The sequence below is a fragment of the Brevundimonas sp. AJA228-03 genome (assembly GCF_017795885.1).
GTDB lineage: Bacteria > Pseudomonadota > Alphaproteobacteria > Caulobacterales > Caulobacteraceae > Brevundimonas.
The window spans coordinates 94,767-107,760 of record NZ_CP059297.1 but is presented as its reverse complement, the minus strand read 5'-3'; the positions used below and the strand labels follow the sequence as shown (position 1 = coordinate 107,760).

The following is a 12,994-nucleotide window of genomic DNA, read 5'->3' as shown; positions in this document are numbered from 1 at the left end:
TGTAGGGCACTGTGGGGCGGGGTTCAGCCGGGACCTCGCCCCTCTTGGTATCTGGAGATCGACCCATGGGTTCACTCACGCGCCGCGCCCTGGTCACCGGCGCACCATCGGTGGCGCTGGCCAGCCTGGCTGCGCAAGGATCCAGTCAAGCCGCCCAGTCCATCACTGCTGGCGTGGTCACTACGGCGGCTCAAGACGAGACCTTCTGGACTGCCATTCAGGCCCAGTATGACGTCAACCGCGCCATCGTACCGCTCGAGAACGGCAACTGGGGCGTCATGTCGCGACCTGTGCAACAGGCCTATGCCGAAAACCTGCAGCGGGTGAACTATGACAACACCTTCTATGCGCGTCGCAGCTACGGCGCAGATCTGGCCGCAGTTGGCCAGCGGCTGGCGGACGTCCTCGGGGTTTCGCCCGACGAGATCGCCTTTACCCGCAATGCCACCGAGGCCCTGCAGGCGCTGATCGGGGGATACAATCGTCTCTCGCCTGGAGACGCGGTCCTCTACGCTGATCTTGACTACGACGCGATGCAGACCGCCATGCGCTGGCTGGCCGAACGCCGTGGGGTCGAGGTGGTTCGGATCGCACTTCCGGAGCCTGCCAGCCGCGAGGGCCTGATAGAGGCCTATGCCGCCGCGCTCGATGCCAACCCGCGCATCCGGATGATGCTTTTGACCCACCTCAGCCATCGCACCGGACTGGTCCTGCCTGTCGCCGAGATCGTCGATATGGCGCGTACGCGGGGTGTCGACGCCATCGTCGACGTCGCCCATGCGTGGGGACAGATGGATTACGCCCTGCCCAGTCTTGGCGCTGATTTCGTCGGGCTCAATCTGCACAAATGGATGGGCGCGCCGCTAGGCGTGGGGGCGCTCTATATCCGGCGAGAGCGTCTCGGGGATATCGATCCCTTCATGGGTGAAGACAGTCCTGCGCCCGGGTCTGCAAGCGCGCGGGTTCATACCGGGACAGCGAACTTCGCCGCCTATCTGACGGTGCCCGCCGCCCTGGATTTTCAGGGCCGGATCGGCGCTGGCCGAAAAGCGGCTCGTCTGGCCTATCTGCGCAACCTTTGGGTCGAGCCCTTGCGCGACCATCCCGGGATCGAGATCCTTACCCCGGCTGATCCTTCTCTCAGCGCCGGGATTACGGCCTTCCGGCTGGCGGGCCAGACGACGGTGGAACAGAACCGCGCCGCTGCAGACCAACTGCTGGAACGCTTCGGTGTCTACACGGTCCACAGGGCTGGTGCGGCTAGCGGTGCCTGCGTGCGTGTCACACCCGCTCTGTTCAATACCGTCGAGGACATGGTGCGCCTCCGCGATGCACTCAGGACAATGGCAGATGAGAGGGTGCTGTCAGGTGTTGCCACCCGTTAGCGAACGATCGGTCACGCTTCGCACAATGAGGTTCGGGCGCAAGCGGGCAGGGCTGAAACGTCAGATTCTGACCCGGAGCGCCGGTGCGGAGTGTCCGCCTTTCAATATCGCTCCAATGACCCACCGCACCGGCTGAAAGCAGACCTTCCGAAGATCTCTTTCGGGTCGGGAGCGGACATCGCCTGCCCGGTCCGACGCCGCATCGTGTCGCGGTGTTTTTGAAGGCAACGCAATACTGGACGTCCCTTCCAGATGGGCCGACCGATTCTGACGCACCCCCGTGCCACCCTGCCGGCATGTCCGACCCCTACCGCATCCGCAGCCCCGAAACCTGGGACGCCGCGCGTCTGGCGTATCTGGAGGGGTGCAGTGCCGACGAGGTGTGCGGGCGGTTCGATCTGGGGCTGTCGGCCTTCAGGAAGCGGGCGAAGGCGGAGGGCTGGCGCCGGGCCGATCAGGCGGAGGACGAACCCTTCGAGGACGCAGACGACGCCGCGGACAACGGGGGCGACCTGCCGGACATGGACGATCAGGCCCTGGCCGATCTGGCCCGTCGCCGGATGGGAGTGGCGGCGCGGCGCGGGGCTGTGACCGAGGCCCTGCGCTGGGCGCGTCTGCGCGACTTCGCCCTGCGCCAGATGCGGGATCAGCAACGGCTCTGTGCCCGCCTCTCTGCCCGCCTCTCTGCCCCCGATCCCGACGACGCCCCGCCGCCGCCGCCTCAACCCGCTGAAGCGCCGCGCGAAAAAGCCGTGGCCATCCTCGCCCGCGCCCGCGCCGATCTGCAGAAAGTGCACAAAGTCCACTCGAATTCGGGCGAGGCGCCGCGCCTCAACCGCAGCGACCGCCGCCGCCTCAAGCGGATGCGGAAACAGACCGGCCCGCCGTGAGGTCGGACCGTCAGACCCCCCAACCGCCCGCCCGGCTGAGCGCGCTCGGCGTCGGGCGACCGATCCTTTCGCCGATCCACCGCGCGGCGCGGATCAGCGCGTCCAGGTCATAGCCGGTCGCATACCCGGCCCGCTCCAGCATATAGACCAGGTCCTCGGTGGCGACGTTGCCGGTGGCCCCGGGCGCGAACGGACAGCCGCCGATGCCGCCGACCGAGGCGTCCAGCACATCGACCCCCGCCTCGACCGCCGCATAGGCATTGGCCACCCCGGTGTTTCGGGTGTCGTGGAAATGCAGGCGCAGGGTCGCCTCGGGCGCGGCGGCGCGGGCCGCCTCGATCTTCCGGGTCACGCTCCACGGATCGCCCACGCCGATGGTGTCGGCCAGGCCGATCTCGACGACCCCCAGCGCGCCCAGTTCGCCGACCAGATCGGCGACCTGACCCACCGACACCTCCCCGTCGAACGGACAGCCCCAGACGCACGACAGGGTCGCCGACAGCCCCGGCACCGGCGTGTCCGCCCCGTCCGAATTGTGCCGCCGCGCGACGATCTCCGACAGCATGGCCACCTGGGCCCGCACATCCAGCCCCTGGTTCTTCAGCCCGAAGCCGTCGGTGACCGACAGGGACACATTGACCTCGTCCACCCCGGTCCCCAGCGCCCGGTCGTAACCCTTGCCGTTCAGCACCAGGCCGATGCGGCTGCGACCGGGGGTGGGGGCCCCGTCCTTGCCGGAAAGGGCGGCCATGACCTCCTCGGCCCCGGCCATCTGGGGCACCCGCCCGGGATGGACGAAGCTGACCGCCTCGATCCGCCGCGCCCCCGCCGCCTCCAGCCGCGTGACCAGCTCGGCGCGCGTGGCCGGGTCCAGCACCGCCGTCTCGTTCTGCAGCCCGTCGCGGGGGCCGACCTCGACGATCTGGATCGGTCGCGGGCTCATGACCTCGGCTCCGTCCCCGCCCCGGGCGGCGCATAGACGGTCAGGCGCACGTCGTCGCCGGTGGAATAGTTGTGGCCCGTCACCACCGCGACCGCCCGGCCCGGCACGGCGGTCCCGGCCGTCGCCGCGCGAAAGGCGTCCGCGTCCCCGTCCTCGACGATGGCCGGCCGCCCCTCGGCCAGGGCCCGGGCGGCCCCCGCCGCATCGGTCAGTTCGGTGGCGCGGCCGTTCAGGAAGACGAAGCTCGGCTCATGGAAGGTGGTGATCGCCACCGGTCCGGGGACCAGGCCCTGCTTGGGCGCCAGGCCGTGGTCGATCAGCGCCGCCTCCAGCCGGGGCGCGATAGCCAGCGGCCGCAGCTGCCGGATCGTCCCGGCCAGGGCCGCATGGGCCAGAACACCGAAGCCGATGGCGATCAGCAGCCCGGTGACCGCCGCCCGGTTCAGCAGCAGGAAGCCGCCGATCAGCGCCGCCGTGACCGCGCTGACGATGGTGATGGTCGCCCAGGTCTGGGCCGTGGAGGTCCCGAAGGCCGTCAGGCCATAGACGGTGATCCCGCTGATCACGACGGCCCCGAACACCGCCAGCCCCGCCCCGGAGCCGCGTGACACCTTGCCGATCGGCCGCGTCAGGGCCGCCGCCATCAGCAGGGCGAGGGCACCGAAGGTCGGCAGCGTATAGTGGAACAGCTTGGTCGGCGTGGCCTCGAAGATCAGCCAGGCCGGCACCAGCCAGCAGACCAGGAACCGGATCGCCGGCTCGGCCCGACGGCTCCACCCGCTCGACAGGGCCGCCGGCAGCAACAGGGTCGCCGGAAACAGCAGCAGCGGCGACAGCAGCAGATAGTAGCCGGGCCAGGCCCCGTGGCTCTCCTGACCGCTCGCGACCTTGGACGCCATGTCGCCGATCAGGGCGTCGCGCCAGAATCCGCCGTCGGTGGCGATGGTCACCGCGATGGCCCAGGGTCCCACGATCAGCACGACCAGCGGAATGCCCCAGCCCCAGCCCAGCCGCTTCAGCCAGGCCCAGCTGCGATCCCAGATCGACAGCGACAGGGCGGCGGGCACGATGACCAGTAGGCCGATCGGACCCTTGATGAGGATGGACAGCCCCAGCCCCAGCCACAGCATCAGCTTGTAGGGCCGCTGCACCGGATCGCCCTTCACCAGTGGCGCGGCCTTCGAGGCCATATACAGCCGCGCCAGTCCGGCCATGGCCAGGGTCACCGACCCGCACAGCATGGCGTCGGTCTTGGCGATCCCGGCCTCGGACGACAGCAGGAAGGTGGTCCCCAGGATCGCCCCCGCCAGGAATCCCGCCCGCGCCCCGAAAAGGGCCGACCCCATCCAGGCACAGGCCCAGGCCGCCAGCATGGCTCCCAGCAAGGACGGGATGCGATAGGGGGCGATGTCCCGGTTCTCGACCCTCGATGTCAGGGAGACGGCCCCCGCCTGCATCCAGTAGATACCGACCGGTTTCTTCCAGCGCGGCTCGTCCTGGAAGCGGATGTCGACATAGTCGCCGCTCTCCAGCATCTGCGAGGTCGCCTGGGCATAGCGGCTCTCGTCGCGGTCCAGCGGCGGCAGCAGCAGCAGCGACGGCAGGCCGGCGATCAGCGCCAGCAGCGCCGCCAGCAGCGGCCCACGCCATCCGGCGATATAGCGATCCAGGTCGGGTCGGGTCATGCGACGTTGCTAACACGAAGATCGACGGGGCGTCATGGCTCAAGCTGCGCGCCTGCCCCGTGGCGCTGATCCCCGATTCCCGGCTACAGACGAACCATGAGCAGTGCCGAGACCCCCGATATCTCCGTCGTCGTCCCCGTCCACAACGAGGCGGGCGCGGCCGGACCCCTGGCGCGCGAGATCGCGGCCGCCTTCGCCGGACGCTCCTATGAGATGATCTTCGTCGACGACGCCAGCCGCGACACCACCCTGGCCGAGCTCCGCGCCCTCGGCGCCGAACTGCCGACCCTGCGCGTCCTGGCGCACCAGACCAATGCGGGCCAGAGCCGGGCCGTCCGTACCGGCGTGCTGGCGGCCAGGGGCGCGATCGTCGTCACCCTGGACGGCGACGGCCAGAACCCGCCCGCCGATGCCCCCGCCCTCGCCGATGCCCTGATCGCCGCCCCGCCCCGGGTCGCCCTGGTCGGCGGGGTGCGCCAGAAGCGTCAGGATTCGGAGGCCAAGCTGTGGGCCTCGCGCTGGGCCAACCGGATCCGCAAGAACCTGCTGGGCGACGACGCCGACGACACGGGCTGCGGTCTGAAGGCCTTCCGCCGCGACGTCTTCCTGCGGCTCCCGTATTTCGATCACATCCACCGCTACCTCCCGGCCCTGGTGATCCGCGAGGGGTATGAAAACCGCTACCTGCCGATCAGCCACCGCCACCGCGAGACGGGCCAGTCGAAATATACCAACTGGGGGCGGCTGCGGGCCTCGTTCACCGACCTGCTGGGGGTGATGTGGCTGAAGTCGCGGTCGCGAAAACCCGGGCCTGTCACGGAGTTCTGACTTCGTCCGACAGGCGAGCGAGCATGGCCGTATGCATCGAACCGGGGTATGTATCGTTAACAAGCTCGGCTGTTGAACCCCGAAGGACCGATCCATGCTGATTGCGCTGCCTCTGCTGGCCATCCCGGTGGTGCTCTACAATCTGGTCGTGCTGTTCGGAGCCGGGAACGGAGGGCTGGCCGCCGCCGACGAGACCCTGCATCAGGCGATGTTCTCCATCCCCATGACATCGGGGGCCAGCTGGAACGTCAGCGTGGGCGACCTGATCCTGTTCCTGTCGCTGATCCTGCTGTTCTTCGAGCTGCTGAAGTCGACCTCGAGCCAGAAGGTCGCCATCGTCAATCACGCCCTGTCGATGGTCGTGTTCGTGGTCTGCCTGGTGGAGTTCCTGCTGGTGCGCGGCTTCGCGACCTCGACCTTCTTCCTGATCATCACCATGGTGATGCTGGACGTGCTGGCCGGCTTCATCGTCACCATCATCTCGGCCCGCAAGGACCTGGACTTCGGCGCGGGCGGCTGACGCCGTCGGCCTAGAGCAGGGCCGTGAAGATCAGGGAGACGACCAGAACGTCAAAGGCGCGGGCGGCGAAGGACAGGGTCATGGCGGGGTCCGAAAGGCGACAGGTCGCCTAACCGACTGCAAGGTCCGGGCCAGCCCGGCCGGGGCGTCAGACGTCCGTCTTCCTGACCAGGCCCGATGGCGGGCGCCGGTCGTTCTCGCCCGAATATTCGTTGCCCAGATAGCTGGCGCGGGCCGAGTTCAGCACCGGGGGCCCGCCCTTCAGACCCTTCCGCTGCCCCTTCTGACCCATCAGCTGGGCAGAGAAGGCCGCCGCCGGATCGGCCGGAGCCGTCGCCTCGGCAGCCCTTGCCGGGTGGTGGGGTTCATCCACGACCTCGCCGACCGGCACCAGCTCGCGGCTGTTCGAGCCCGCCCGCCGTTCCGCCTCGCGTCGCTGGGCTGCGCGGCGATCGCGCTCTGCCACGGGGCGGACGGGGCGGACGCCGTCGGTCATGCCTTGTCCGGGCCCCTGGGGGCAGAGGCGAGGCGGTCGATCTGGGCCCGCATCTCGTCCATCTGGCGACGCATCTCGTCAAGCGGATTGGCGGCCACCGGCTCGGCCGGAGCGGGCGCGGCGGCCTCTCCCCCGGTGCGGCCATAGGCGAAGGCCGGGAACATCTTCATGGCGTTCTCGAACATGGCCATGTTCTGCTTGACCGCCGCCTCCATCAGGCTGCCGCCTATCAGGCCACTGGCAGGCGTGGCCCCGAAGGCCCTGGTCATCTGGTCGCGGAACTGTTCCTGCTGACGCGAGAAGCTCTCCAGCGACATCTCCAGATAGCTGGGCAGGACCCCTTCCATCTGACCGCCATAGAAGCCGATCAGCTGGCGCAGGAACTGGACCGGCAGCAGGGCCTGGCCCCGGCTTTCCTCCTCGAAGATGATCTGGGTCAGGATCTGGCGCGTCAGCTCCTCGTTGGTCTTGGCGTCGAAGACCACGAAGTCGGTGCCCTCGCGGACCATGGTCGCCAGATCCTCCAGCGTCACATAGGCCGAGGTCGAGGTGTTGTAGAGGCGCCGGTTGGCGTATTTCTTGATCACCACGGCGTCGCCGGCCCTGCCGGTGTCCTTGGTCTTCTTGCCGGGGGTATTGCTGTCAGCCACGGGGGCGTTTCCTCGCTGTTGCAGTCCGCGTTATCCCGCAGCGCGAAGCGGGACGCCAGTGGGCATGTGACGGTTCGGTATCAGGCCAGGTTGGGGGCCAGGACCACCCCGACCAGAACGGCGGCCCAGTGAACACCCGCGCCCGCGACCACGAACCCGTGCCAGATGGCCCGGCGATACTTCACCTTGGGTGAGATGAAGATCAGCACGCCCGACGTGTAGATCAGCCCGCCCAGCACCAGCAGGGCCAGGGCGACCGGATTGACGGTGTCGATCATGGGCTTCAGCGCGATGACGGCCAGCCAGCCGAACACCACATAGACCCCGCTCCAGAAGGTGTCCGAGATCCGGGGCGCGACCAGCTTGGCACCCACACCGGCAAAGGCGATGGCCCAGACCACGACCGTGAAGCCGATGGCCCACCATCCCTCGAATCGCTGGGTCGTGAAGGGGGTGTAGCTGCCCGCGATCATCAGGAAGATCGCCGCCTCGTCCAGCCGCCTCAGCACCGGCCGCGCCTTGCCGGGTCGGGTCAGGTTGTAGACGGTGGAGGCTGTCAGCATGGCCACCAGACACAGGGCATAGACGCCGGTCGCCGTCGCGGCGGCCACCCCGCCGTAGATCGCCGACAGGATGGCCAGGACCAGACCGCCGACCGCCGCCAGCGTCAGGCCGACGACGTGGACGACCAGATCGGCGGTGTGTTCGGCGCGCGACTGGTAGTGCTCCTCCAGATCGATCTGATCGGGGGTGCAGATGCGGGCGGCGTGGCGCTTCAGAATATGCAGCATGGGTCACCATCTCGGCGGTTCTGCCTGACGTTGCCCGGATAGTGACGCAACCTCATGACTTTCACCTGAACGAGAATCCCACAGGTGACGAATGCCGCGCGATGCGGCAGAAACGCCACGAAACCCTACCCCCGGCCTAACGGGCACCCCGCCCGTCAAGACCCGATCAAGGACACCCCGCTCATGACCGACGTCGTCATCGTCTCCGCCGCCCGCACGCCCGTGGGTTCCTTCCTCGGCGCCCTGTCGTCCCTGCCGGCCTCCAGGCTGGGCGAGATCGCCATCAAGGCCGCGCTGGAACGGGCCGGCGTCGATCCGGCCGAGGTGGACGAGGTCATTCTGGGCCACGTGCTGCAGGCCGCCGCCGGTCAGGGGCCTGCGCGCCAGGCCTCGATGGGGGCGGGCATTCCGAAGGAAACCCCGGCCTGGAGCCTGAACCAGATCTGCGGTTCGGGTCTGAGGGCCGTCGCCCTCGGCTATCAGCAGATCGCCCTGGGCGATGCGAAGATCATCGTCGCGGGCGGCCAGGAGAGCATGAGCCAGGCCCCGCATGCCCAGCACCTGCGCACCGGCCACAAGATGGGCGATGTCGCCTTCACCGACACCATGATCAAGGACGGCCTGTGGGACGCCTTCAACGGCTACCACATGGGTCAGACGGCCGAGAACATCGCCGAAAAATACCAGATCAGCCGCGCCGACCAGGACGCCTTCGCCCTGGCCAGCCAGCACAAGGCCGAGGCCGCCCAGACGTCCGGAAAGTTCGACGAGGAGATCGTCCCCGTCGTGATCCCGGGCAAGAAGGGTGACGTCACCGTCGACAGGGACGAATACATCCGCCACGGGGCGACGCTGGAATCGATGGAAAAACTGCGTCCGGCCTTCACCAGGGACGGCTCGGTCACCGCCGCCAACGCCTCGGGGCTCAACGACGGCGCGGCGGCTATGGTGCTCATGTCGGCCGATGACGCGAAGGCGCGGGGTCTGGAACCCCTGGCCACCATCCGCTCCTGGGCCACCGCCGGCGTCGATCCGGCCATCATGGGCACCGGTCCGATCCCGGCGTCCCGCAAGGCGCTGGAAAAGGCCGGCTGGACCGTCGCCGACCTCGACCGCGTCGAATCCAACGAGGCCTTCGCCGCCCAGAGCCTGTGCGTGCTGAAGGAACTGGGCCTCGACCCCGCCAAGGTGAACGTCAACGGCGGGGCCATCGCCATCGGCCACCCGATCGGAGCCTCGGGCGCCCGAATCCTGACGACCCTGCTGCATGAGCTGAAGCGCTCGGGCGGCAAGAAAGGCCTTGCGACCCTGTGCATCGGCGGCGGCATGGGCGTGGCCATGTGCGTGGAGCGCGCATAGTTTCCCTCTCCCGGAGGGAGAGGGCTTGAGGTTCGGAGAGCGCAGCGATCCGCAAACCGAAAGGGTGAGGGGTCAAGACCTCACCGGTTCACAACGCAACCCCTCACCCTTTCGCGCCAGGACGGCGGCTTCGCCTCCGTGCGCTCAAGCCCTCTCCCTCTGGGAGAGGGAGGCCTGAGGCGCTATGCAGCGCCGATGACGACAATGATCCTCTACGGCCGCCCGCCGCTGGTCTTCGATCCGCCCGGCACCGCGACCCAGACCTCGCCCCTGATCCCCGGCTCGACGGCGCTGGAAAGCCTGCCCGACGACTCTGTCGAGGGCGCCATGATCTACGCCCCGCCCGGTGTGCTGGAGCGGCGCTACACCCTGGCCCAGGCCCTGCGCGCCCTGAAGGTCGGCGGGCGGCTCGACGTCATGGCGCCCAAGGACCGGGGCGGGTCTCGTCTGAAGAAGGAACTCGAGGCCTTCGGGCTGGAGGTGGGTGAGAGCGCCAAGGCTCACCACCGGCGTTGCGTGGTGGTGAAGCCCGGGCGCGTGACGGGGATCGAAGAAGCGATTGCTGGGGCATCACCTCAAACCTTTGAAACGGATAACGGACAAATCCTGTGGACCCAGCCCGGCGTGTTCGCTTGGGATCGCATTGATGCGGGATCTGCGTTTCTCGAAGGTCAGCTTCTGCACCAAGGCAGCGACATGGGTCTGAAGGGCGCTGGAGCAGATCTGGGGTGCGGGACAGGCGTTCTTTCTTGGTCGATCCTTGACGAATTTTCAAAGGTCACTTCCTTGCGAATGATCGACATTGATCGCCGAGCGATCGAGATGGCCAAGAAGAACGTGATCGATCCAAGAGCACAGTTCGAATGGGCAGACGCCCGCTCCATCGAGGGCACCGGGGATTTGAACTTCATCGTCATGAACCCCCCGTTCCACGACGGAGGGGCCGAGACGAAGCGGTTGGGACTGGCCTTCATCCAGAAGGCGGCCCAGATGCTGACCAAGGGCGGCGAGTTGTGGATGGTGGCCAATCGCCACCTCCCTTACGAGGCCGAGCTGAAGGCGTTGTTCAAGCGGGTAGAGCCGATCGGCGACAACGGCGCGTTCAAGGTCTTTTGGGCTCAGAAATGACCGCCGTTTCCTCCCTTTCGTCATCCTCCGGCGAGCGCAGCGAGACCGGGGGACGCAGCGGCGCCGAAGGCGATCTGTTCTCGCACGCTGTATCGACCGCTAGTCTCCGCGACAGTTTCGCGCTCTCGCGCGCCGCTGGGTTCCGGGTCTTCGCTGCGCTGCGCCCGGAATGACGAAGGAAAAAACATCCCGCGTGGATAAGCTGCTGGGTTCTCTCGGCTACGGCTCGCGCTCCGAGATCGCGCGGCTGGGCAAGGTCGGCGGTATCGTGCTGGACGGGGCCGACCTGACCGATGTCTCCAGACGGATCTCTGTCACCCCCGACCTGCCGGACCGGATGCAGGTCGACGGTCGCCCGCTGGATCCGCCCGCCGGCCTGGTGCTGATCCTGAACAAGCCGCTCGGCATGACCTGTTCGCACAAGGAGGACGGCGATCTGGTCTATGACGTCCTGCCCGACCGCTGGCGGCGGCGCGATCCGGCGATCTCGACCATCGGGCGGCTGGACAAGCAGACCTCGGGCCTGCTGCTCCTGACCGACGACGGCGACCTGCTGCACCGGGTGATCTCGCCGAAGCGCCATGTCGCCAAGGTCTATCGCGCCACCCTGGCCCGGCCGCTGGATGGTACCGAGGGCGATGTGTTCGCGGCCGGAGGTCTGGTGCTGGAGGGCGAGGACAAGCCCCTGGCCCCGGCCGTGCTGGAGGTTCTGTCGCCGACCGAAGCCCGCCTGACGGTGACCGAGGGCCGCTATCACATGGTGCGGCGGATGTTCGCGGCCGTGGGCAACCACGTCGAGGCCCTGCACCGGGAGCGGGTCGGCGGGCTGGCGCTGCCGGACGACCTGGCCCCCGGCGCGTGGCGGCTGGCGCGCGAGGGGGAAATCGGATCGATCTTCGCCTGACAGGACCGGCATTCGTGCCTCACTCCGACGGGGGGTGTGACCGGGACTGATCTGGACGATGGCCATGCAGATGGCTATGTTATGAGGATGAGCGAATACTCGATCGCCATGGCGAAGGACCAGCTGCCGCGAATCATCGATCGGATGCTGGACGGCGAAGCCGTGACCATAACACGGCGGGGTCGTCCTGTTGCGCGAGTGATCCCGATCGAGCCTGAACGTCCGGCCACCCGGCGTATCGACGTTCAGGCGCTCCGGCGCCTCCGCGAAGCCGGTTCGACGGGAAAGACTCCCGTCATCGACACGGTTCAGGCCATGCGTGACGACTACCGCTATTGAACGTCGTCCTGGATACGAGCGTGCTGGTGGCGGCATTCACCGAGGATGCCCATTCCCTCCAGGCTGAAGCGTGGCTGGACCGGGATGCGCCTTTCCTGGTTTCGGACTGGGCGGCGGCGGAGTTCAGCGCAGCGATCCGGACCAAGGTCCGCCAGGGATATCTCAAGGTCGAACTCGTCCCTGAAGTTGAAGCCATCTTCGATTCATGGACACGCGATCAGGGCGGCAAATATCCTGTGCAAGCGAGCGATCACGTGTCGGCGCGGCTGCTGGTCGTCCGGCATTACAGGCTGCGCGCTCCCGACGCCCTGCATCTCGCGATCGCCCTGAGGCTGAATGCTGCATTCGCAACCTTCGATCGGTGCCTGCAACAGGCGTCGCTCGCTGAAGGTATGCCGGCATTCGCTCCATGACCCGGGTCAAGATCTGCGGCCTGACCACACCCGACACCCTGGACGCCGCCCTGGAGCATGGCGCGGCCTTCGTCGGCGCGGTGTTCTTCGCCCGTAGCCCCCGCAACATCACGCCCGAGGATGCCCGGCCCCTGTTCGAGCGGGTGCGCGGCCGGGCCGCGATCGTGGCGGTGACCGTCGATGCCGACGACGACCTGCTGAGCCGCATCGGGGCCCACCTGCGGCCCGACTTCGTCCAGCTGCACGGGCGCGAGAGTGTGGCCCGGGCGCATGAGGTGCGGCGGCTCACGGGGGCGGGGATCGTCAAGGTCCTGTCGGTCTCCACGCCGGCCGATCTCGACGCCGCCGACGTCTGGGAGGACCACGCCGAGCACCTGATGTTCGACGCCCGGCCGCCCTCCGGCTCCGACCTGCCGGGCGGGGTCGGAGCCCGTTTCGACTGGGCCATGATGCGGGGTCGGGCCTTTCGCCACGACTGGTTCCTGGCCGGGGGTCTGACGCCCGACAATGCGGTTGCGGCTGCGGCGATCAGCGGCGCTCCCCTGCTGGACGTGTCCTCTGGCGTCGAAAGCGACCCCGGTGTTAAGGACGCGGCCCGGATCGCGGCCTTCCTGAAGGCTGTGGCCTGATCATTTCCCCCCGCCGCATTTCCGGCACGCCCTT

15 protein-coding genes are annotated in these 12,994 nt (G+C 68.1%); 10 read left to right on the top strand and 5 right to left on the bottom strand.

Annotation, left to right across the window (positions count from 1 at the left end; all coding sequences use genetic code 11):
- The first annotated feature begins 65 nt into the window (after positions 1 to 65).
- Positions 66 to 1,385: an aminotransferase class V-fold PLP-dependent enzyme gene (locus HZ989_RS00575; RefSeq protein WP_209321724.1), complete on the top strand. Its 1,320-nt coding sequence runs from the start codon at positions 66 to 68 to the stop codon at positions 1,383 to 1,385.
- 296 nt (positions 1,386 to 1,681) lie between these two features.
- Entirely contained in the window at positions 1,682 to 2,275 is a 594-nt protein-coding gene (locus HZ989_RS00570; RefSeq protein ID WP_209321723.1) for a hypothetical protein, read from the top strand.
- A gap of 10 nt (positions 2,276 to 2,285) precedes the next feature.
- Here the strand turns inward: HZ989_RS00570 and HZ989_RS00565 are convergent, their stop codons facing one another.
- Both HZ989_RS00565 and HZ989_RS00560 read right to left on the bottom strand, forming a co-directional pair.
- The gene (locus HZ989_RS00565; protein ID WP_209321721.1) at positions 2,286 to 3,218 is read right to left on the bottom strand and encodes a hydroxymethylglutaryl-CoA lyase; all 933 of its coding nucleotides are present in this window, start codon (positions 3,216 to 3,218) and stop codon (positions 2,286 to 2,288) included.
- Complete coding sequence (locus HZ989_RS00560) at positions 3,215 to 4,903, bottom strand: glycosyltransferase family 39 protein (protein WP_209321719.1); 1,689 nt, start codon at positions 4,901 to 4,903, stop codon at positions 3,215 to 3,217. Before HZ989_RS00560 ends, HZ989_RS00565 begins: the two co-directional genes overlap by 4 nt.
- A 96-nt stretch (positions 4,904 to 4,999) precedes the next feature.
- Between HZ989_RS00560 and HZ989_RS00555 the strand changes: the two genes are divergently transcribed.
- Both HZ989_RS00555 and HZ989_RS00550 read left to right on the top strand, forming a co-directional pair.
- Positions 5,000 to 5,731, top strand: a complete 732-nt coding sequence (locus tag HZ989_RS00555; RefSeq protein ID WP_209321718.1) for a glycosyltransferase family 2 protein — start codon at positions 5,000 to 5,002, stop codon at positions 5,729 to 5,731.
- A gap of 94 nt (positions 5,732 to 5,825) precedes the next feature.
- Positions 5,826 to 6,251 carry a hypothetical protein gene (locus HZ989_RS00550; RefSeq protein WP_209321716.1) on the top strand — a complete coding sequence of 142 codons (426 nt, stop codon included), beginning with the start codon at positions 5,826 to 5,828 and terminating at the stop codon, positions 6,249 to 6,251.
- A 148-nt stretch (positions 6,252 to 6,399) separates the two neighbouring features.
- Here HZ989_RS00550 and HZ989_RS00545 read toward each other — a convergent pair whose 3' ends face one another.
- The 3 genes from HZ989_RS00545 to HZ989_RS00535 all read right to left on the bottom strand — a co-directional run bounded on the left by HZ989_RS00545 (position 6,400) and on the right by HZ989_RS00535 (position 8,188).
- Positions 6,400 to 6,747, bottom strand: a complete 348-nt coding sequence (locus HZ989_RS00545; RefSeq protein ID WP_209321714.1) for a hypothetical protein — start codon at positions 6,745 to 6,747, stop codon at positions 6,400 to 6,402.
- Positions 6,744 to 7,397 carry a polyhydroxyalkanoate synthesis repressor PhaR gene (gene phaR, locus HZ989_RS00540; protein ID WP_209321713.1) on the bottom strand — a complete coding sequence of 218 codons (654 nt, stop codon included), beginning with the start codon at positions 7,395 to 7,397 and terminating at the stop codon, positions 6,744 to 6,746. The genes HZ989_RS00545 and phaR overlap by 4 nt, the downstream gene beginning before the upstream one ends.
- Positions 7,398 to 7,477: 80 nt before the next feature.
- Positions 7,478 to 8,188 carry a hemolysin III family protein gene (locus HZ989_RS00535; RefSeq protein ID WP_209321712.1) on the bottom strand — a complete coding sequence of 237 codons (711 nt, stop codon included), beginning with the start codon at positions 8,186 to 8,188 and terminating at the stop codon, positions 7,478 to 7,480.
- Between the two features lie 183 nt (positions 8,189 to 8,371).
- Between HZ989_RS00535 and HZ989_RS00530 the strand changes: the two genes are divergently transcribed.
- From HZ989_RS00530 to HZ989_RS00505, 6 genes are all read left to right on the top strand, one after another.
- Positions 8,372 to 9,547: an acetyl-CoA C-acetyltransferase gene (locus HZ989_RS00530; protein WP_209321711.1), complete on the top strand. Its 1,176-nt coding sequence runs from the start codon at positions 8,372 to 8,374 to the stop codon at positions 9,545 to 9,547.
- A 204-nt stretch (positions 9,548 to 9,751) separates the two neighbouring features.
- Positions 9,752 to 10,675: a class I SAM-dependent methyltransferase gene (locus HZ989_RS00525; protein WP_371812961.1), complete on the top strand. Its 924-nt coding sequence runs from the start codon at positions 9,752 to 9,754 to the stop codon at positions 10,673 to 10,675.
- Between the two features lie 169 nt (positions 10,676 to 10,844).
- On the top strand, positions 10,845 to 11,579 hold the full coding sequence (locus HZ989_RS00520) for a pseudouridine synthase (RefSeq protein ID WP_209321708.1): 735 nt from the start codon (positions 10,845 to 10,847) through the stop codon (positions 11,577 to 11,579).
- Positions 11,580 to 11,666: 87 nt separating this feature from the next.
- Entirely contained in the window at positions 11,667 to 11,918 is a 252-nt protein-coding gene (locus HZ989_RS00515; protein ID WP_209321707.1) for a type II toxin-antitoxin system Phd/YefM family antitoxin, read from the top strand.
- Positions 11,915 to 12,331 (top strand): type II toxin-antitoxin system VapC family toxin, encoded by a 417-nt coding sequence (locus tag HZ989_RS00510; RefSeq protein WP_209321706.1) that lies wholly within the window; start codon positions 11,915 to 11,917, stop codon positions 12,329 to 12,331. Before HZ989_RS00515 ends, HZ989_RS00510 begins: the two co-directional genes overlap by 4 nt.
- Positions 12,328 to 12,960 (top strand): phosphoribosylanthranilate isomerase, encoded by a 633-nt coding sequence (locus HZ989_RS00505; RefSeq protein ID WP_209321704.1) that lies wholly within the window; start codon positions 12,328 to 12,330, stop codon positions 12,958 to 12,960. The genes HZ989_RS00510 and HZ989_RS00505 overlap by 4 nt, the downstream gene beginning before the upstream one ends.
- The last annotated feature ends 34 nt before the right edge of the window (positions 12,961 to 12,994 follow it).

Excerpts from the sequence above, each read along its gene's own strand:
- HZ989_RS00570 (WP_209321723.1), top strand. The coding sequence starts at position 1,682 with ATGTCCGACCCCTACCGCATCCGCAGCCCCGAAACCTGGGACGCCGCG.
- HZ989_RS00565 (WP_209321721.1), bottom strand. The coding sequence starts at position 3,218 with ATGAGCCCGCGACCGATCCAGATCGTCGAGGTCGGCCCCCGCGACGGG.
- HZ989_RS00530 (WP_209321711.1), top strand. The coding sequence starts at position 8,372 with ATGACCGACGTCGTCATCGTCTCCGCCGCCCGCACGCCCGTGGGTTCC.
- HZ989_RS00535 (WP_209321712.1), bottom strand. The coding sequence starts at position 8,188 with ATGCTGCATATTCTGAAGCGCCACGCCGCCCGCATCTGCACCCCCGAT.
- HZ989_RS00505 (WP_209321704.1), top strand. The coding sequence starts at position 12,328 with ATGACCCGGGTCAAGATCTGCGGCCTGACCACACCCGACACCCTGGAC.
- HZ989_RS00545 (WP_209321714.1), bottom strand. The coding sequence starts at position 6,747 with ATGACCGACGGCGTCCGCCCCGTCCGCCCCGTGGCAGAGCGCGATCGC.
- HZ989_RS00515 (WP_209321707.1), top strand. The coding sequence starts at position 11,667 with ATGAGCGAATACTCGATCGCCATGGCGAAGGACCAGCTGCCGCGAATC.
- HZ989_RS00525 (WP_371812961.1), top strand. The coding sequence starts at position 9,752 with ATGATCCTCTACGGCCGCCCGCCGCTGGTCTTCGATCCGCCCGGCACC.
- HZ989_RS00550 (WP_209321716.1), top strand. The coding sequence starts at position 5,826 with ATGCTGATTGCGCTGCCTCTGCTGGCCATCCCGGTGGTGCTCTACAAT.
- HZ989_RS00555 (WP_209321718.1), top strand. The coding sequence starts at position 5,000 with ATGAGCAGTGCCGAGACCCCCGATATCTCCGTCGTCGTCCCCGTCCAC.
- HZ989_RS00520 (WP_209321708.1), top strand. The coding sequence starts at position 10,845 with ATGACGAAGGAAAAAACATCCCGCGTGGATAAGCTGCTGGGTTCTCTC.
- HZ989_RS00560 (WP_209321719.1), bottom strand. The coding sequence starts at position 4,903 with ATGACCCGACCCGACCTGGATCGCTATATCGCCGGATGGCGTGGGCCG.
- HZ989_RS00575 (WP_209321724.1), top strand. The coding sequence starts at position 66 with ATGGGTTCACTCACGCGCCGCGCCCTGGTCACCGGCGCACCATCGGTG.